Below are 18,640 nucleotides of genomic sequence, written 5' to 3'. Positions count from 1 at the left end.
AGTACATTAACTCAGATTCGGGTATCATCCTCTGCAACAACGGGGCGGTATCGCCCCGAACTTGAAATCAGCAGGGATTGGTTTAATGTGATGCCCATCACTTCCCGGTAGTCTGCCGATGAAGCAAAAATTTTCTGAGACAAATCATGAATAAAACCGACGAACTCCGCACGGCGCGCATTGACAGCCTGGTCACACCGGCTGAACTGGCTCAGCGGCATCCCGTTTCCGCCACGGTTGCGGAACATGTTACGGCCTCCCGCCGACGTATTGAAAAAATCCTGAATGGTGAAGACAAGCGTCTTCTGGTCGTGATTGGCCCTTGCTCTATCCACGATCTGGATGCAGCACTGGATTATGCCAAACGCCTTCAGGGACTGCGGGATAAGTATCAGCATCGCCTTGAAATTGTGATGCGCACCTACTTTGAAAAACCGCGTACCGTGGTGGGCTGGAAAGGGCTGATTTCCGATCCCGATCTCAACGGCAGCTATCGTGTGAATCACGGTATCGAACTGGCACGCAAGCTGCTGCTCCAGGTCAACGAGCTGGGCGTCCCAACGGCGACTGAATTTCTCGATATGGTGACCGGGCAATTTATTGCCGATTTGATCAGCTGGGGCGCGATCGGCGCACGCACCACTGAAAGCCAGATCCACCGCGAGATGGCCTCCGCCCTCTCCTGTCCGGTCGGCTTTAAAAACGGGACCGATGGCAACACCCGTATCGCTGTTGACGCGATCCGCGCCTCGCGTGCCAGCCACATGTTCCTGTCGCCGGATAAAAGTGGTCATATGACTATCTACCAGACCAGCGGTAACCCTTACGGGCACATCATTATGCGTGGCGGGAAGAAACCCAATTACCATGCCGACGATATCGCCGCCGCCTGCGAAACACTGGCCGAATTCGATCTGCCGGAACATCTGGTGGTGGACTTTAGCCACGGTAACTGCCAGAAGCAACACCGCCGCCAGCTGGACGTTTGCGATGAAATTTGCCAGCAGATCCGCAGCGGTTCAACCGCCATCGCGGGTATTATGGCCGAAAGCTTTATCAAGGAAGGCACGCAGAAAATCGTTGCCGGACAGCAGATGGTGTACGGCCAGTCAATCACCGATCCGTGCCTGAGCTGGGAAGACAGCGAACTGCTGCTGGAAAAGCTGGCGTCTGCGATAGATACGCGCTTCTGACCCCCGCCGGGTGGCGCTGCGCTTACCCGGCCTACGGTTCGTGCCCTTCTCCCTCTCCCTGTGGGAGAGGGTCGGGGTGAGGGCATCAGACCGCACCTTCCCCCAAAATTTGATCCCGTCACATTATTTTCACAAAAACGCTTGCCGTGAAATTGCAGTTTATTGATAATGATTATCATTGTTACATTGATTGTTATTTATAAACATTATGTCACCTACGGATAACCGCGCGGCAACGCCAGCAAACAAACACACAGCGCCCGCCCCTGCCTCCACCGATCGTCGCATCGACAGCAAAAGCCTGCTGGGTGATGAGGGCCGGGTGATTATCGAGCATGACGGCCAGCGCTATCTTCTGCGCCAGACCCATGCCGGAAAACTGATCCTCACAAAATAAACAACACCTAAAAATACGCCAGCCACCCAGGTGACCCCCAGGCAGCCAGCGCTTTCGATTCTTTATGGAGAGTTGCTATGCCACACCTGCATACCGCATGTTTACGCCCGTCACTTCTGGCGCTGGCGATTGTCAGTACCCTGCCGGGCGTCGCGTTTGCTGCCGCAGATGAAATAACCGTCACCGCGACCGGCAACGCCCGTAGCGCCTTCGAAGCCCCAATGATGGTGAGCGTGATTGACGCCGCTGCCCCGGAAAAACAGACCGCCAGCTCTGCCGCCGACCTGCTGCGTAACGTGCCAGGCCTGACGCTGGACGGCACCGGCCGCACCAACGGTCAGGACGTTAATCTGCGCGGTTATGACCGACGCGGCGTGCTGGTGCTGGTTGACGGCGTGCGTCAGGGTACCGACACCGGACACCTCAACAGCACGTTCCTCGACCCGGCGCTGATCAAACGTATCGAAGTTGTGCGCGGTCCGTCGGCGCTGCTCTACGGCAGCGGTGCGCTGGGTGGCGTGATTTCCTATGACACCGTTGACGCCAGCGATCTCCTGGAACCGGGCAAAAACAGCGGTTACCGCGTGTTTGGTACCGGTGCGACGGGCGATCATAGCCTCGGGATGGGGGCCAGCGCCTATGGCCGCACCGATACGCTTGACGGTCTGGTGTCATGGTCCAGCCGCGACCGCGGCGATATCCGCCAGAGCGACGGCAAGCGTGCCCCAAACGACGAATCCATTAATAACATGCTGGCGAAAGGCAGCTGGAAAATCGACCCGGCTCAGACGTTAAGCGGCTCCCTGCGCTACTACAACAACGCCGCGCAGGAGCCGAAAAACCCGCAAACCTCCGGTGCCACCAGCAGCAACCCCATCACCGACCGCTCCACCATCCAGCGTGATGCACAGCTGGGTTACCGTCTGGCGCCGGAAGGGAACGACTGGCTGAACGCCGATGCAAAAGTTTACTGGTCAGAGGCGCGCATAAATGCCCAGAACATCGACAGCACCGGTGAGTTCCGCAAGCAGACCACCAAAGGCGGCAAAGTAGAAAACCGTACCCGCCTGTTTGGCGACACCTTTGCCTCTCACCTTTTGACCTACGGCGGGGAATATTATCGTCAGGAACAACGTCCGGGTGGCACCACCACCGGCTTCCCGGAGGCGAAAATCGACTTTAGCTCCGGCTGGCTGCAGGATGAAATCACCCTGCGCGATCTGCCCGTTACCCTGCTGGGCGGCACGCGCTATGACAACTATCGGGGTAGCAGCGAGGGCTACGACGACGTGGATGCCGACAAGTGGTCCTCCCGCGCCGGGTTAACCGTCAGCCCTACCGACTGGCTGATGCTGTTTGGCTCTTACGCTCAGGCCTTCCGCGCCCCGACCATGGGCGAGATGTATAACGACGCCAAACACTTCTCCATCGGCAGTTTCTACACTAACTACTGGGTGCCTAACCCGAACCTGCGCCCGGAAACCAACGAAACGCAGGAGTTTGGTTTTGGCCTGCGCTTTGACGACCTGATGCTCGCCAACGACGGGCTGGAGTTCAAGGCCAGCTATTTCGATACCAAAGCCAAAGATTACATCTCCACCACCGTCAATTTTGCCGCGGCGACCACCATGTCGTACAACGTTCCGAACGCCAAAATCTGGGGCTGGGACGTGATGGCAAAATACTCGGCCGACCTGTTTAACCTCGATCTGGCCTATAACCGCACGCGCGGAAAAGATACCGATACCGGCGAGTACATCTCCAGCATCAACCCGGACACCGTCACCAGCAGGCTGGATATTCCGGTGGCGCAAAGCGGCTTCTCCGTGGGCTGGATCGGCACCTTTGTCGATCGTTCAACCCATGTCAGCAGCAGTTACAGCAAACAGCCGGGCTATGCGGTCAACGACATCTACGTCAGCTATAAGGGCCAGGAGCAGCTCAAGGGCATCACCACCACGCTGGTGCTGGGTAACGCCTTCGACAAGGAATACTGGTCTCCTCAGGGTATTCCGCAGGACGGTCGTAACGGCAAGATTTTTGTGAGTTATCAGTGGTAATTCCCCGCGGGGAAACTATTCAGAAGGAAAAGACAATGGATCACTACACGCGCTGGCTGGCGCTAAAAGAAGAAAACCCGGGTAAGTATGCGCGCGATATTGCAGGGTTAATGAACCTCAGTGAAGCAGAACTGACCTTTGCGCGCGTGGGCCATGATGCCTGGCGACTGCGCGGTGAAATTCGCGAGATCTTAGGCGCGCTTGAAGCCGTAGGGGAAACAAAATGCATCTTCCGCAACGACTATGCCGTTCACGAGCAGACAGGCAGCTTCACCCAGCAGCACCTGAACGGCCACGCCGGGCTGGTGTTGAACCCGCGCGGACTGGATCTGCGCCTGTTCCTCAACCAGTGGGCAAGCGCGTTTCACCTCAGCGAAACCACCGCACGCGGCGAGCGGCAGAGCATTCAGTTTTTCGATCATCAGGGTGATGCCGTACTGAAAGTTTATACCACTGACAACACCGACCTCGCCGCCTGGGCTGACGTGTTGACCCGCTTTATCTTTGCCGATAACCCGCCGCTTGAGCTGAAGGTTGCCGAGACCCCGCTGTATGCCGAAAATGCAGATGCCGCCCTCGTGGACAAAGCGTGGCGTGCGATGACTGACGTGCACCAGTTCTTCGGCCTGCTGAAACGCCACAACCTCAGCCGCCAGCAGGCATTTCGCCTGGTGGGCGACGACCTCGCCTGCCAGGTTGAAAACAATGCGCTGGCACTGCTGCTGGAAACCGCGCGCCAGCACGGCAACGAAATCATGATCTTCGTGGGTAACCGCGGCTGCGTGCAGATCTTCACCGGCGCGGTGGAAAAAGTCGTGCCGATGAAAGGCTGGCTGAACATCTTTAACCCCACCTTTACCCTGCATCTGCTGGAGGAGACGATTGCGGAGAGCTGGGTCACGCGCAAACCGACTGCAGACGGTCACGTCACCAGCCTGGAACTGTTTGCCGCAGACGGCACGCAAATTGCCCAACTCTATGGTCAGCGTACGGAAGGCGAGCCGGAGCAGAGCCAGTGGCGTAGCCAGATTGATGCCCTGACGCCAAAAGGGCTGGCCGCATGAAAACGTGGTTTGCCCTGCTGACCGCCCTGCCGCTGGTGGCGTTTGCCGCCGCGCAGGAGAAAATTGTCACCCTTGGCGGCGACGTCACGGAGATTGTTTATGCGCTTGGCGCGGACTCTTCGCTGGTCGCACGCGACAGTACCAGCCAGTGGCCGCAGGCAGCGAACGCGCTCCCGGACGTGGGCTATTTGCGCCAGCTTAACGCCGAAGGGATTTTGTCCATGCGTCCCACGCTGGTGCTGGCCAGCGACCAGGCGCAGCCGTCTCTGGCGTTAAAGCAGGTTGAACGCAGTCACGTCAGGGTGATTACCGTTCCTGGCCGCAACGATCTGAGCGTCATTGACGAAAAGATCCGCATTATTGCCGAGGCCACCCACCGTGAAGCGCAGGGAGAGAGCCTGCGCCGCTCGCTACGTCAGGCGATGGCGGCTCTGCCCGCAGAACCGCTCAACAAGCGGGTGCTGTTTATCCTCAACCACGGGGGAATGACCGCCATGGCCGCCGGACAGCAAACCGGCGCCGATGCCGCCATCCGTGCCGCCGGGTTGCAGAACGCGATGCAGGGTTTCACGCGGTATCAGCCGCTGTCGCAGGAAGGGATTATTGCCAGCCAGCCCGACCTGGTGGTGATTTCGCAGGACGGCGTGAACGCGCTGGGTGGCGAGGCGAATCTGTGGAAGCTGCCCGGACTGGCGCAAACCCCGGCGGGACGGCACAAACAGCTGCTGGCGATTGATGACATGGCGCTGCTGGGTTTCAGCGTGCGCACGCCGGAAGCCATCCGGCAGTTGCGTGCTAAAGCGGAGCAACTGCCCTGATGTCCCGGCGGATCGCACTGTCGTTGTGGATGCTGGCCGCAATTCTGAGCATCATGACCCTTACGGCAACAGGCTTTGGGGCATTGCCTCTGCCGGTCAGCCTGCTGTGGAACGGCAGCGATGAGGCGATGCGTCAGATCTGGCTGACCATTCGCCTGCCCCGCGTGCTGCTGGCGCTGGTGATTGGCGGCGCGCTGGCGCTGGCCGGGTGCGTGATGCAGGGACTGTTCCGCAACCCGCTGGCAGACCCGGGTTTGCTTGGGATCAGCAGCAGCGCGGCGCTGGCGGTCGCGATGTGGGTGGTTATTCCTGTCACGTTGCCGGCCCTGATGATGCTTTACGCCCCGATGGTTGCGGCATTCCTCGGCGCGCTGGCTGCAACCGTTGTGATCTTCCTGCTCAGCCAGCAGCGTCACGGTTCCCTGTCCCGTTTACTGCTGGTGGGGATCGCCATCAACGCCCTGTGCGGCGCGGCCGTCGGTCTCCTTTCCTGGCTTAGCAACGATGCGCAGCTTCGCCAGCTTTCGCTCTGGGGAATGGGCAGCCTCGGGCAGGCGCAGTGGTCCACCCTGCTTGCGGTGACCTCGCTGATGGTGCCTGCGGTTCTGATTATCTGGCGGCTGGCTGGTCCACTCAATTTGCTGCAGCTGGGTGATGAAGAGGCGCACTATCTCGGGGTGGATGTTGCCCGGGTACAGCGGATCCTGCTGCTGTGCAGCGCCCTGCTGGTCGCTGCGGCGGTGGCCATCAGCGGCGTGATTGGCTTTGTTGGCCTTGTGGTCCCACACCTGATGCGTATGTGGCTAGGGGCCGACCACCGGGCCGCGATCCCCGGCTCGGTGCTGGCCGGAGCGTTACTGCTGCTGGCTGCCGATACGCTGGCGCGCACTCTGGTCACCCCGGCGGAAATGCCCGTCGGGTTGTTGACCAGCCTTCTCGGTGCGCCGTGGTTCCTGTGGCTTATCTTTCGTCGTGGAGGTGCGCATGGCTGAACGCTATTGTGCGGAAAACCTGGTCTTTCACGCCGGGCAACGGACGCTGATCGACGATGTATCACTGACCTTATCTCAGGGTGAGCTGGTCGCGTTGATTGGCCCTAACGGTGCCGGGAAATCGACATTATTACGGCTGCTGACCGGCTATCTCACACCCGCAAGCGGGCGGTGCAGTCTGGCAGGCACGCCGCTTGCTGACTGGCCAACGGAGACTCTCGCCCGCTACCGGGCAGTGATGCGTCAAAATACGCAGCCCGGATTCGACTGGCCGGTGGAAGCCGTGGTCGGTATGGGGCGCGCCCCCTGGACGCGGTCCCCTGAGGCGTCAGTGGTTGAGGAGGTCATGGCGATCACAGGCTGTTTACCCCTGGCGGGCAGACGCTATTCGGCACTCTCCGGAGGCGAGCAGCAACGGATCCAGCTCGCTCGGGCACTGGCCCAACTCTGGTGCGACGGCGCCCCACGCGGCTGGCTGTTTCTTGATGAACCGACCTCCGCACTGGATCTCTTCCACCAGCAACATCTGCTGCGCCTGATGAAAACCCTGACCCGTCGGGGGCATCTCCACGTCTGCGTGGTTCTGCACGATCTTAATCTGGCGGCACTGTGGGCGGATCGTATCCTGCTGCTGCATAACGGCAGGCTGGTCTCCCGGGGGGCACCGGAGGACGTTTTGCAGGCCGGGACGCTGGCGCGCTGGTATGGCGCGCAGGTGCTGGTCGGCAGCCATCCGGCTCATGCCGTGCCGCAGGTGTTCCTCGCTCCCTGAGCGGGGTGGTAAAAATCCTTCAGCGTTTCCAGCAGGGCATGCGCCGCTTTAGAGAGCTGCGTGTGCCCGGGATGGATCACCCCGATGCACTTTTCAATGGGCGGGTTATCCAGCGGAATACAGACCGCCCCCAGGGAAGCCATCTGCGCCTCGCAGAGCGCCGGCACGGCGCTGCCACCCAGCCCGCTGGCGACCATGCGCCCTACCGTCACCAGTTGATGACTCTCCAGCGCCACGTCCAGCTTTCTGCCGCTCCGCGCCAGCTCCTCCTCCATCATCAGACGTACCGCCGAAGGGCGCTGCAGGGTGATGAAATCCAGCGTCAGCAACTCCTCCCATGCCAGGCGTTTTTTTCCCGCAAGCGCGGAATCTTTCGGCACAATGGCGACAAACCTGTCCAGCCCCAGCGGCGTAAACAGCAGGTTATGCGTGGGTGCCGGCTCAAAAGCTATTCCCATCTCAACCCGCCCTTCCCGCACCATCTCAATCACCTGCTCGTTGATGACATCATGCACGGTGACGTTAACCCCGGCATGGCGATCGCGAAACGCTTTCAGCACTTCCGGTAAAACGTTGGCGGCAAACGACGGCATCGCCGCGACCGAGATTTTGCCGCGCTGGAGCGTAAAGCACTGGTGCATTGCCTCTTCCACGTTATCCCAGTCGGCCAGCAGCTGCCGCGCCATCGGCAGAAATGTTTCTCCCTCCTGCGTGAGGGCAACCTTGCGCGTGCTCCGCTGCAACAGCGGCCCACCGAGCGCATCTTCCAGGCTTTTAATCGTCAGGCTCAGCGCTGGCTGGGAAAGATTTAAGCGTTCGCTGGCGTGCGCGAAATTGAGAGTGTGAGCTACCGCTAAAAACGCGCGTAACTGTTTGACACTCATTCTCATTTTTCATCCTGTTAACTAATTGAAAAAATTTAGTTAACAGGAAATTAATAAGAAATCCAAATGAGTGGGTCACAAATTCAAAATTAACAAATGAGTCGCCACCCCTAATGATACCGGCACGGTTAACGGGAGGGATGACTATGGCAGGACTGGATAAGCGCGTCAGCAGCTATGCGCAGGCGCTGGATGGGCTGACGGACGGCATGACCTTGCTGGCGGGCGGCTTCGGGCTGTGCGGTATTCCTGAGAACCTGATTGCAGAGGTTCGACGCCGTCAGGTGAAAGATCTGACGGTCGTGTCAAACAACTGCGGCGTGGATGGTTTCGGTCTGGGGATACTGCTCGAAACGCGCCAGGTTCGCAAAGTGGTGGCGTCTTACGTCGGCGAGAACGCGCTGTTTGAGCAGCAGGTACTGAGCGGGGAACTGGCAATCGAACTTACTCCGCAGGGGACGCTGGCAGAAAAGGTCCGCGCGGGCGGGGCCGGTATTCCGGCGTTTTATACGGCCACCGGTTATGGCACCCCCGTGGCAGCGGGCAAAGATGTGCGCCAGTTTGGCGGTAAAAATTACATTCTTGAAGAGGCCATTACCGGTGATTTCGCACTGGTTAAGGGCTGGAAAGCGGACTGGTACGGCAACGTTATCTATCGCCATACCGCGCAAAATTTTAATCCACTGATGGCAACGGCGGGCCGAATCACGGTTGTGGAGGTGGAAGAGATTGTTCCGCCGGGTGAACTGCCTCCGTCGGCTATTCATACGCCGGGAATTTACGTCGACAGGCTGATTGTCGGCCAGTTTGAAAAACGCATTGAACAGCGCACGCTGCGCGCGCAAGGAGTCTGACGATGTTAACCCGTGAACAGATGGCGATGCGCGTCGCCCGCGAACTGCGCGACGGGTATTACGTCAACCTGGGGATCGGCATCCCTACGCTGGTGGCGAATTATATTCCCCCGGAAATGGACGTGATGCTGCAGTCGGAAAACGGTCTGCTCGGAATGGGGGCTTTTCCCGATGAGCATAGCCTTGATGCCGACATGATCAACGCCGGTAAACAGACGGTCACTGCGCGGACCGGCGCGGCCATTTTCGACTCGGCCCAGTCGTTTGCCATGATCCGCGGCGGCCATGTGGATCTGACCGTGCTGGGCGCATTTGAAGTCGATGTCGAGGGCAACATTGCCTCGTGGATGATCCCCGGAAAGATGGTGAAAGGGATGGGTGGCGCGATGGATCTCGTTGCCGGGGCGCAGAACATCATTGTGGTGATGACCCACGCTGCAAAAAACGGTGACTCCAAACTGCTGCCGCGCTGCACGCTGCCGCTCACCGGTGTGGGCTGCATCCGTCGGGTCCTGACCGATCTCGCGTTGCTGGAGATAGCGGACGGCGCGTTCATCCTGCGGGAATACGCCCCGGGTGTCGGTATCGACGAGATTGTCCGTAAAACGGCCGGAAAAATCATTGTGGCGGACGACGTTCGCGAGATGCGCTTCAACTGAGGACTCAACATGAAAAAGGTCATGATTGTCGGGGCAACGCGAACCCCCATTGGCAGTTTTCGCGGATCGCTCTCGCCCCTTTCAGCCGTTGAGCTGGGTGCCGTCACGGTACAGCGTCTGCTGGAGAGCAGCGGCCTTCACCCAGAGCAAATAGACGAACTGGTTTTCGGTCAGGTGCTGACGGCCGGGTGCGGGCAAAACCCCGCCCGCCAGACGGCCATCACTGCCGGATTACCCGTCAGCACCCCGGCGACAACGGTCAATCTGGTGTGCGGCGCGGGGTTGAAAGCGGTACAGCTCGCCGCCCAGGCAATCCGCTGCGGTGACGCAGACGTGGTTATCGCTGGCGGTCAGGAGAGCATGAGTAACGCCCCGTATCTGCTGGATGGCGCACGTTCAGGGCTGCGTTTTGGGCATACGGGCCTGCAGGACAGCATGATTACCGACGGCCTGTGGGACGCCTTCAACGATTACCACATGGGCATCACTGCGGAAAACGTCGCCCGTGAGTACGGCATTTCCCGCGAGCAACAGGATGCCTTCGCCCTCCGGTCACAGCAAAAGGCGGCGTCCGCCATAGAGACTGGTCGGTTTGACGCCGAGATAGCGCCAGTGACGGTGAAACAGGGCAAACGTGCGCCACAGATTGTCCGCCATGATGAACAGCCACGCCCGGAAACCACCGCCGGGCAGCTTGCACAGCTTCGCCCCGCATTTTTGCATGACGAGGGCACGGTCACGGCCGGGAACGCCTCCACCCTTAACGATGGTGCCGCCGCGGTACTGCTGATGAGCGAGGAAAAGGCGCGGGAAAGCGGGTTACCTGTTCTTGGCCACATTGTGAGTTACGCCGTGACGGGCGTTGATCCGTCGGTGATGGGCATCGGCCCGGTCAGCGCCTGCCGGACGGCGCTGGCGCGGGCGGGCTGGACGCTCGACGACGTCGATCTCATTGAAGCCAACGAAGCCTTTGCCGCACAGGCACTGGCGGTGGGCAAAGAGCTTGGCTGGGATGAACAGAACGTCAACGTTAACGGTGGCGCCATCGCCCTGGGCCATCCGATTGGCGCATCCGGCTGTCGCATCCTGGTGACCCTGCTCCATGAAATGCAGCGCCGGGGGGTAACAAAGGGACTTGCCACCCTGTGCGTTGGCGGCGGACAAGGCATTGCCCTGACCGTTGAGCGTTAAACCTCTCGTTGGTACCCGAATAATAATTAAAGTGAGGAGTCGTAATGAGTGTGTTAATAGCCCTGGCGGCGCTGGGATTACTGATGCTGGCGGCCTACCGCGGATACAGCGTGATTTTGTTTGCGCCGATTGCGGCGCTTGGTGCCGTGCTGCTGACCGATCCGGGTGCCGTCGGCCCGACGTTTACTGGCCTGTTTATGGAAAAGATGGTCGGCTTCGTTAAGCTCTATTTCCCGGTGTTCCTGCTGGGGGCGGTGTTTGGCAAGCTGATTGAGCTTTCCGGTTTTTCACGATCCATCGTTGCCGCCGCGATCCAGATCCTCGGTCGTCGGCACGCTATCCCCGTGATAGTCCTGGTGTGTGCGCTGTTAACCTACGGCGGCGTGTCGCTGTTCGTGGTGGCATTTGCGGTGTACCCGTTTGCCGCCGAACTGTTCCGCCAGAGCGGCATTCCTAAACGGTTAATCCCCGCTACCGTGGCGCTGGGGGCGTTCTCGTTTACCATGGACGCCCTGCCCGGCACGCCGCAAATCCAGAACATTATTCCCACCAGCTTCTTTGGCACTAACGCCTGGGCGGCCCCGTGGCTGGGTCTTATCGGCTCTCTGTTTATTATCTTCTTTGGCCTGCTCTGGCTGGAGCGGCAGCGGCGTAAGGCGATCAATAACAATGAAGGTTATGGCGCGGACCTGAAAAACGAACCTGAAACGCCGGACAATATTCATCTCCCGCATCCGCTGATTGCTCTCTCCCCGCTGCTGGTCGTGGGCATATTGAACCTGCTGTTTACCCGCTGGATCCCCGGCTGGTATGGTACGAGTCATGAGCTTACCCTGCCAGGACTGGCGAAACCGATTGTGACCGAGGTGAGCAAGATCACCGCCATCTGGGCCGTGGAGGCGGCGCTGCTCTCCGGTATTGTGCTGGTGTTGATTTTTGGTTTTCGCAATATCCGGGGACGTCTGGCAGAAGGCAGCCGAACGGCGGTCAGCGGCGCCATCCTCGCGGCGATGAATACCGCGTCCGAATACGGTTTCGGCGCGGTTATCGCCGCCCTGCCCGGTTTTCTGGTGTTATCTAAAGCGCTGTCTGCCATCCCGAACCCGTTGCTGAACGAAGCCATCAGCGTGACCGTTCTCGCCGGGATCACCGGCTCAGCGTCCGGCGGAATGAGTATTGCCCTTGCGGCCATGGCGGACACCTTTGTTGCTGCCGCCCACGCGGCCAATATCCCGCTTGAGGTGTTGCACCGCGTGGCGTCAATGGCAAGCGGCGGGATGGATACGCTTCCCCATAACGGGGCGGTGATTACCTTGCTGGCCATCACCGGCCTGAGCCATCGTCAGGCCTACGGCGGCATTTTCGCTATCACTATCATTAAAAGCCTGGCAGTGCTTTTTGTCATTGCCGTGTTCTATCTGACCGGCATTGTGTAAGGAGAGAAAAATGAATCTGAACGGTAAAATCGCCCTGGTGACCGGCTCGACAAGCGGCATTGGCCTGGGGATCGCTCGCATGCTGGCGAAATCAGGGGCGCAGTTGATTCTCAACGGTTTCGGTGACAGCGAATCAGCGCGAGAAGAAATTGCACAACTGGGCAAAAAGCCGGGCTACCACGATGCCGACCTGCGTGACGTGTTGCAGATTGAAGCCATGATGCGCTACGCCGAATCGCAGTTTGGCGGCGTGGATATTCTTGTTAACAATGCCGGGATACAGCATGTGGCTCCGGTGGAGACCTTCCCGGTGGAGAAATGGAACGACATTATCGCCATTAACCTTTCTGCGGTGTTTCACACCAGCCGGCTGGCGTTGCCCGCCATGCGTGAACAAAACTGGGGACGCATCATTAATATCGCCTCCGTTCACGGGCTGGTTGCGTCGAAAGAGAAGTCCGCTTACGTTGCCGCCAAGCATGGCGTGGTGGGCTTTACCAAATCCCTGGCGCTGGAAACCGCACGCACCGGCGTGACCGCCAATGCCCTCTGCCCGGGGTGGGTGCTGACCCCGCTGGTACAACAGCAAATCGATAAGCGCATCGCGGATGGCGTCCCGCCGGAACTGGCGCGGGACCAGCTTCTCGGGGAAAAGCAGCCTTCAGGTGAATTTGTCACCCCGGAGCAGTTGGGCGAACTGGCACTGTTTTTATGCAGCGACAGCGCCGTTAACGTTCGCGGCGCCGCGTGGAATATGGATGGCGGCTGGGTGGCACAGTGAGTTTCTGGCCGGGTAAGGCGAAGCCGCTACCCGGCCAGAAATATTTAGCTTGAGCAACTCACTTCCAGCCGTTTGCCCCAGTCTGGCGGGCGGCTGATATAGTCATCATCCCGGTCGGCAAACGGCGTGCACAACGCCAGGTGCAGACGGTGCAACTCGTCATACTCTCCCTGCTCTGCCTGTTCAATCGCCCGCTGCGCCAGCCAGTTGCGCAACACCATCGCGGGATTCGTCGCGTTCATCTGCGTCTGACGGGCGGCGTCATCGACCTGTTCCTGCTGCAAGCGGGAGCGGTAACGTGCAAACCAGTCGTCAAAGGCCTGCCTGTCAATAAACTCGTCGCGCAGCGGCGATGCAGCACTGTGCTGCTCCGTCTGGCCCAGCATCCGGAAAGTGCGGGTATAATCACTCCCCTCACGCGCCATCAGTGCAAACAGATCGTTCAGGATCTCGTTATCCCCTTTCTCCTGGGTCATCAGCCCCAGCTTGTTGCGCATCAGCGTGCCATATTCTCGCAGCAAAACGTCCTGATAGCTGTCGAGTGCATCATTCAGGGCATCGACATCCATAAACGGCGACAATGTTTGCGCAAACCGCTGCAGGTTCCATAGCCCAACCGCTGGCTGGTTGTCAAAACTGTAACGTCCCTGATAGTCAGAGTGGTTGCAGATATAACCCGGCTGATAATCATCCAGAAAACCAAACGGCCCATAATCAAAGGTCAGCCCGAGGAGCGACATATTGTCAGTGTTCATTACCCCATGAGCAAAGCCCACCGTTTGCCAGCGAGCAATCATCCTGGCGGTACGGGCGACCACGTCCCGGAACCAGAGAACGTATTTATCAGCCTCATCCTGCAAATGCGCCCAATGGCGGCGAATAGCGTAGTCCGCGAGCTGACGAACCTTGTCCGTCTCACGACGATAGTAAAAGTGCTCAAAATGGCCAAAGCGCAGATGGCTTTGTGCGATACGCATCAGCATCGCCCCTTTTTCTACCGTTTCGCGCATAACCGGCGTGTCGCTGGTGACAATCGACAGCGCGCGCGTGGTGGGGATCCCCAGAGCATGCATGGCTTCAGATGCCAGGCATTCACGTATTGTTGAACGTAATACTGCGCGGCCATCGCCCATCCGAGAATAAGGGGTAAGACCTGCACCTTTCAGATGCCAGTCAACCGTCTCTCCGTTGGAAAGCTGTTGTTCGCCCAGCAGGATCCCCCTGCCGTCGCCCAGCTGTCCCGCCCAGACGCCAAACTGGTGTCCGCTATAGACCTGGGCAAGGGGTTGCATACCGGGAAGAAGCGTTTCGCCTCCCCAGACGCCCGCGCCCCCGGAAGGCTTAAACATCTCAGGCGGAACGGCCAGTTCATCGGCCAGCCGGTCGTTGTGCCAGATAAGACGTGAATTGTGTAACGGTGTGGGTTTGAGTGCGGTGTAAAAGCCAGGCAACTCGTCATGCCAGTGAGCAGTAAAAGACAGGGTCATAAGTCCTCCTGCTTTTAGTGTAGAGGGTTTGCCCGAACTTAAACACGGGCGAAAGACAGGGTTATCGCTACTGAACCAGCGTCGTGACGTGCTCCGCCGGGACAGCGGGCCACAGCGTGCCCTGCATGGCGCCAAAATTGAAGGACAAGACGCGTTGCAGCAGACCATGGTCGTCAATACCTGAGACGATCACCGACTGGCAGTGCGGCGTTATTTGCCAGAGGATAGCGCGCATAAAAGGTTCGAAAGAGAGCTCCGAAGCCCGCTGCTGGATGAAACCTTTATCGAGAATGACCCGTTTAAATAATCCATCATAGACAGCTTTGAGCGATGCCGCGCCTGCACCAAAGTTTGCGAGGACCAGGGGGAAATGGATCGCCATTCTCGCCAGTTGCAGATCATCCTTTCCGTTATTTAAACCTGGATAATTCTCATTAACAGTAAACTCAAGAAAAGGATACCGCTCAAGAATTGAAACAGCATTCCCATTACTTAATAAAAATTCAACAATAGCCGGTGTAATATTGATCCATGCAATTAACTGATGCTGAATAAAAAACAGTTTACAGGTATCAAGCAATTGCAGTTTTTCGTTAAACAGCGCTAACTCTTCTGCCGCTGAAAGCCGGGGGATAACGAGCTCAGTGGGGATCCTCACATCGGTGCCGACGCCAGTAAAGTTAACCAGAACCTCTAAACCTTTAAGCTCGCCAGCACTATTACGTGCAGGCAAAAGCATCAGTTCAGACTGGTATGCATTATCTAGCGTAATCATCATTGCACTCGCCCCGCATTAAAGATGAGAGAGGACATCCTGGAGCAATTGCCGACACAATTCCACTGTCTTGATTTTAATAAGTTTAATTTCATTAGTTCCGTATTAATTTTCAGATTTATCCCTGAATCTAAAATAATCTTATCCTGGTTACTGAGTAATAGCCAGTTTTAGATAAAACAGACACATAAGGATGACGCTAATTTTAGGTAAATTTAACTTTAATCAGCTTATTCAAGAAAAACCGGCATGATTTAATAGTTACCCTGCCGGCAGTGAGACGTGTTCGGGCAGATTAAATACGTCGTGCCTGCCAGAAATTTTTACGCCAGTAAACATTATCCAGAGAAGAGCGCATCACACCACGACTTGTTGAGGCATGAATAAACTGGTTGTCCGTGTCATAAATGCCGACATGCAGGCCACTTTCTCCCGAACCGGTTTTGAAAAAGACCAGGTCTCCCGGCAGCAGATCGTCTTTATCAATTTCAGTCCCAATTTCAGCCTGCTTGCGCGTTTCGCGCGGAAGCTGTAAATCAAACTTGTCACGAAACGTCATCAGCACAAAACCAGAGCAGTCCACCCCGCCGCGACTCATACCGCCGTAGCGATAAGGCGTCCCGCGCCAGTTGCTCAGCTGGTCGTTCAGACTGGCAATGACGGTGATAGAATCTGAAAGCCGCGGATTAGGCGGCGGTGCACGATGGCTGCTGCATCCCGCAAGAAAGAGTGCCGCCACCAGGATAAACCAGAATCGCATTTTCAGACGAATCCTCTGCTTTTATTGTTCTTTCGGTAATTTAGCGCGCAAGTGTGTTAACAGGCAAGAAACGGTTACTCCTGCCCCGTAGAAATCAGCATCTTATGTCCCTCGATATCCAGCCTGCGGAACGACATGTTATAGGCACGTGCCAGATGTGGTGGCGTAAGAACCTGGTCCCGCGTGCCGCTGGCAATCATCCTGCCGCGCGACAGTAGCCACACCCGATGGGCATGGCGCAACGTATGGTTAAGGTCGTGGCTGCTCATCACCACGGCAATACCTTTCCGGCTCAACGCGCTTAACAGCGAATCCAGCGCCGCCTGCTGGGCGACATCCAGACCACTCATGGGTTCGTCCAGGAGCAACATCCGCCCGTGAGGGTTGCCTGCGGGGTGGATCTGCAGAATGACCGCCGCCAGACGCACTCGCTGCCATTCACCGCCGGAAAGCTGGCTGGCATGGCGGGGCAGTTTATCTTCCAGTCCTAACGCCGCCGCCACCTCCGTAAGCAGTGCCGTATCCTGTTTGTCGTGCAAATGCAGCATCAGATAATGCCAGACCGGCATCGCAAACGGCGGTACCTGCTGCTGCACCAGATAGCTGCGCCGGTGGGCCAGCGAGCCGGGAGACCAGTCAGCAAGAGGATGTTCCAGCAGTGTGATCTGCCCGGGCCCGGTGGTCAGCCCTGCCATCCGCGCCAGCAGCGTGCTTTTTCCCGCGCCGTTTGGCCCAACCAGATGCAGGATTTCCCCCGCATTGATAGCGCCGGTCATCGGCTCCAGACGCCCCTTCTCGGCGACGTCCGTGAGCTGTATCAGCAGTGACATTATTTTGCCAGCGCCAGCTTGATCGATTCCATGACAATCGGATCCTCAGGCGTCATATCCGGCGAGAAGCGCTGAACGACCTGGCCGTCGCGACCGATCAGGAATTTTTCGAAGTTCCACAGAATATCGTCCGGATAGAGCGGCGCGCGGCCTTTGCTGGCCATACGCTCGTAAAAACCACTGCCCTCAGGCGCAACGGCCTTCGGCGCGGCAGCAATCAGCTTCGCGTACAGCGGATGGCGATCTTCGCCGTTAACATCAATTTTGCTGAACATCGGGAACGTTACGCCATAGGTGGTGCTGCAGAAGGTTTTGATCTCTTCTTCGCTGCCCGGCTCCTGGCCCAGGAACTGGTTGCACGGGAAGCCCAGCACGGTGAAACCGTCTTTCTCCCAGGCTTTCTGAATGTTCTCCAGCTGTTCGTACTGTGGCGTCAGGCCGCATTTGGACGCCACGTTGACGATAAGCAACACGTTGCCTTTGTAGCTTTCCAGCGTGGTTTTCTCGCCATCAATGGTCGTCACTTCGGTATTCAGGATATCAGTCTGCATAGCATTCCCTCAGGTTGTCTTACGGGTCGTTTTTTAACGTCCGGATTTTAATAGTAGCCAGATAAAGACTGGCGCGCCCAGCGTGGCGGTGACCACACCAATCGGTAACTCCGCGGCTGTCAGGGCAAGACGAGCGATGATATCAGCCACCAGCAGCGTGACGGCTCCGGCCACGGCCGAAGCCGGAAGCAAGGTTCGATGGTCCGTGAAGCCACACAGACGCAGCATATGCGGGATAACCAGCCCGATAAAACCAATCGCTCCCGCCAGCGCCACGCTCACGCCCACCAGCCAACCGATGGCAATGACCAGCACGTTACGCCAGAACGCCATCGGCATGCCGAGCTGACGGGCTGAGATCTCCCCCAGCGCGAGCATGTTCAGCGGCTGCGCCTGCAGGGCTGCCCATACAATCCCAGGCACCAGAAGTGCCATCAGCCAGCCCTGATGCCAGTCAACGCCACCAAAGCCGCCCATCATCCAGTACATCAGCTGACGCAAGTCAAAGGAGGTCGAGAAGTAGACCGCCCAGGTCATTAGCGCGCTGCAGATGATCCCCAGCGCAACCCCGGCAAGCAGCAGGCGGCTGGTCGACAAGTGCCGTCTGGCAAAGCGAAGCAGGATGATGGTGATCAGTAATGCGCCGAAAATGGCACTGAGGCTAATACTCCATCCGGAGAGTTCTCCTCCGCCCAGCATTACCGCCGCAATCAGCCCGACGCCTGCACCGTTCGACACCCCGAGCAGACCGGGTTCCGCCAGCGGGTTTTCAAACAGCGCCTGCATAACGGTACCTGACAGCGCCAGTGCAGCACCGACCAGCATCACCGCCACGGTGCGAGGCAGACGAATTTGCCAGACGAAGAGTTGCCCGTCAGGCCCCAGCCAGCGTTCGGGCCCAATCCAGCTGTCGCCCGCGCAGAGGCTGATACCCGCGGCGACAATCAGCAACAGCGCCAGCAATAGCAGGCGACGTCGGTCGGAACGGTGTTGGCGATGAGCATAATCAAGCATGAGCGTGGTTTTATTAGCGTGTGATGTCTTTGATTTTACGGTCGGTTTGCCAGAGAGCGCAAAGAAAAAAGGCCGCGTGGGCGGCCTTTTTGGTTAGTTCATATTACTCTGCTTTGGGCGTT

The 18,640-nt window shown here is 58.2% G+C and carries 19 protein-coding genes; 12 read left to right on the top strand and 7 right to left on the bottom strand.

The window, feature by feature from the left end; all coding sequences use genetic code 11:
* The first annotated feature begins 146 nt into the window (after nucleotides 1-146).
* From aroH to L977_RS14520, 7 genes are all read left to right on the top strand, one after another.
* The gene (aroH, locus tag L977_RS14550) at nucleotides 147-1,193 is read left to right on the top strand and encodes a 3-deoxy-7-phosphoheptulonate synthase AroH (RefSeq protein ID WP_032636862.1); all 1,047 of its coding nucleotides are present in this window, start codon (nucleotides 147-149) and stop codon (nucleotides 1,191-1,193) included.
* A 208-nt stretch (nucleotides 1,194-1,401) separates the two neighbouring features.
* Nucleotides 1,402-1,590: a hemin uptake protein HemP gene (gene hemP / locus L977_RS14545; RefSeq protein ID WP_023332785.1), complete on the top strand. Its 189-nt coding sequence runs from the start codon at nucleotides 1,402-1,404 to the stop codon at nucleotides 1,588-1,590.
* A gap of 77 nt (nucleotides 1,591-1,667) precedes the next feature.
* Nucleotides 1,668-3,650: a TonB-dependent hemoglobin/transferrin/lactoferrin family receptor gene (locus L977_RS14540; protein WP_047626046.1), complete on the top strand. Its 1,983-nt coding sequence runs from the start codon at nucleotides 1,668-1,670 to the stop codon at nucleotides 3,648-3,650.
* Between the two features lie 35 nt (nucleotides 3,651-3,685).
* A complete protein-coding gene (locus L977_RS14535; RefSeq protein WP_047626045.1) occupies nucleotides 3,686-4,714 on the top strand; it encodes a hemin-degrading factor in 1,029 nt (342 codons plus the stop codon).
* Nucleotides 4,711-5,532 (top strand): heme/hemin ABC transporter substrate-binding protein, encoded by an 822-nt coding sequence (locus L977_RS14530; protein ID WP_045269459.1) that lies wholly within the window; start codon nucleotides 4,711-4,713, stop codon nucleotides 5,530-5,532. Before L977_RS14535 ends, L977_RS14530 begins: the two co-directional genes overlap by 4 nt.
* On the top strand, nucleotides 5,532-6,524 hold the full coding sequence (locus tag L977_RS14525) for a FecCD family ABC transporter permease (RefSeq protein ID WP_045269458.1): 993 nt from the start codon (nucleotides 5,532-5,534) through the stop codon (nucleotides 6,522-6,524). The genes L977_RS14530 and L977_RS14525 overlap by 1 nt, the downstream gene beginning before the upstream one ends.
* Nucleotides 6,517-7,296: a heme ABC transporter ATP-binding protein gene (locus L977_RS14520; protein WP_045269457.1), complete on the top strand. Its 780-nt coding sequence runs from the start codon at nucleotides 6,517-6,519 to the stop codon at nucleotides 7,294-7,296. Before L977_RS14525 ends, L977_RS14520 begins: the two co-directional genes overlap by 8 nt.
* Here L977_RS14520 and L977_RS14515 read toward each other — a convergent pair.
* On the bottom strand, nucleotides 7,263-8,186 hold the full coding sequence (locus L977_RS14515; RefSeq protein WP_045135067.1) for a LysR family transcriptional regulator: 924 nt from the start codon (nucleotides 8,184-8,186) through the stop codon (nucleotides 7,263-7,265). The genes L977_RS14520 and L977_RS14515 overlap by 34 nt on opposite strands.
* A gap of 140 nt (nucleotides 8,187-8,326) precedes the next feature.
* Between L977_RS14515 and L977_RS14510 the strand changes: the two genes are divergently transcribed.
* From L977_RS14510 to L977_RS14490, 5 genes are read left to right on the top strand one after another with little or no spacing between them, the layout of a single operon-like run.
* Nucleotides 8,327-9,034: a CoA transferase subunit A gene (locus L977_RS14510; RefSeq protein WP_014883501.1), complete on the top strand. Its 708-nt coding sequence runs from the start codon at nucleotides 8,327-8,329 to the stop codon at nucleotides 9,032-9,034.
* 2 nt (nucleotides 9,035-9,036) lie between these two features.
* Nucleotides 9,037-9,693 (top strand): 3-oxoacid CoA-transferase subunit B, encoded by a 657-nt coding sequence (locus tag L977_RS14505; protein WP_045269456.1) that lies wholly within the window; start codon nucleotides 9,037-9,039, stop codon nucleotides 9,691-9,693.
* A gap of 9 nt (nucleotides 9,694-9,702) precedes the next feature.
* On the top strand, nucleotides 9,703-10,884 hold the full coding sequence (locus tag L977_RS14500; RefSeq protein ID WP_047626044.1) for an acetyl-CoA C-acetyltransferase: 1,182 nt from the start codon (nucleotides 9,703-9,705) through the stop codon (nucleotides 10,882-10,884).
* 44 nt (nucleotides 10,885-10,928) lie between these two features.
* Nucleotides 10,929-12,320: a GntP family permease gene (locus tag L977_RS14495; RefSeq protein WP_047626043.1), complete on the top strand. Its 1,392-nt coding sequence runs from the start codon at nucleotides 10,929-10,931 to the stop codon at nucleotides 12,318-12,320.
* 10 nt (nucleotides 12,321-12,330) lie between these two features.
* A complete protein-coding gene (locus tag L977_RS14490; RefSeq protein ID WP_047626042.1) occupies nucleotides 12,331-13,101 on the top strand; it encodes a 3-hydroxybutyrate dehydrogenase in 771 nt (256 codons plus the stop codon).
* 44 nt (nucleotides 13,102-13,145) lie between these two features.
* Here L977_RS14490 and selO read toward each other — a convergent pair whose 3' ends face one another.
* The 6 genes from selO to btuC form a co-directional block, all read right to left on the bottom strand.
* On the bottom strand, nucleotides 13,146-14,588 hold the full coding sequence (gene selO / locus L977_RS14485; RefSeq protein WP_047626041.1) for a protein adenylyltransferase SelO: 1,443 nt from the start codon (nucleotides 14,586-14,588) through the stop codon (nucleotides 13,146-13,148).
* Between the two features lie 67 nt (nucleotides 14,589-14,655).
* On the bottom strand, nucleotides 14,656-15,366 hold the full coding sequence (locus L977_RS14480) for an EAL domain-containing protein (RefSeq protein WP_014883496.1): 711 nt from the start codon (nucleotides 15,364-15,366) through the stop codon (nucleotides 14,656-14,658).
* A 292-nt stretch (nucleotides 15,367-15,658) separates the two neighbouring features.
* On the bottom strand, nucleotides 15,659-16,123 hold the full coding sequence (locus tag L977_RS14475; protein WP_014883495.1) for a C40 family peptidase: 465 nt from the start codon (nucleotides 16,121-16,123) through the stop codon (nucleotides 15,659-15,661).
* 74 nt (nucleotides 16,124-16,197) lie between these two features.
* The gene (btuD, locus tag L977_RS14470; RefSeq protein ID WP_047626040.1) at nucleotides 16,198-16,953 is read right to left on the bottom strand and encodes a vitamin B12 ABC transporter ATP-binding protein BtuD; all 756 of its coding nucleotides are present in this window, start codon (nucleotides 16,951-16,953) and stop codon (nucleotides 16,198-16,200) included.
* Nucleotides 16,953-17,504 (bottom strand): glutathione peroxidase, encoded by a 552-nt coding sequence (locus tag L977_RS14465; protein ID WP_014883493.1) that lies wholly within the window; start codon nucleotides 17,502-17,504, stop codon nucleotides 16,953-16,955. The genes btuD and L977_RS14465 overlap by 1 nt, the downstream gene beginning before the upstream one ends.
* 33 nt (nucleotides 17,505-17,537) lie before the next feature.
* Complete coding sequence (gene btuC, locus L977_RS14460) at nucleotides 17,538-18,518, bottom strand: vitamin B12 ABC transporter permease BtuC (protein WP_014883492.1); 981 nt, start codon at nucleotides 18,516-18,518, stop codon at nucleotides 17,538-17,540.
* Nucleotides 18,519-18,640: the final 122 nt, after the last annotated feature.

This window comes from Enterobacter sp. ZOR0014 (genome assembly GCF_000798855.1).
Taxonomy (GTDB): Bacteria; Pseudomonadota; Gammaproteobacteria; order Enterobacterales; family Enterobacteriaceae; genus Enterobacter; species Enterobacter kobei.
This window is presented reverse-complemented; position numbering and strand designations above follow the sequence as displayed.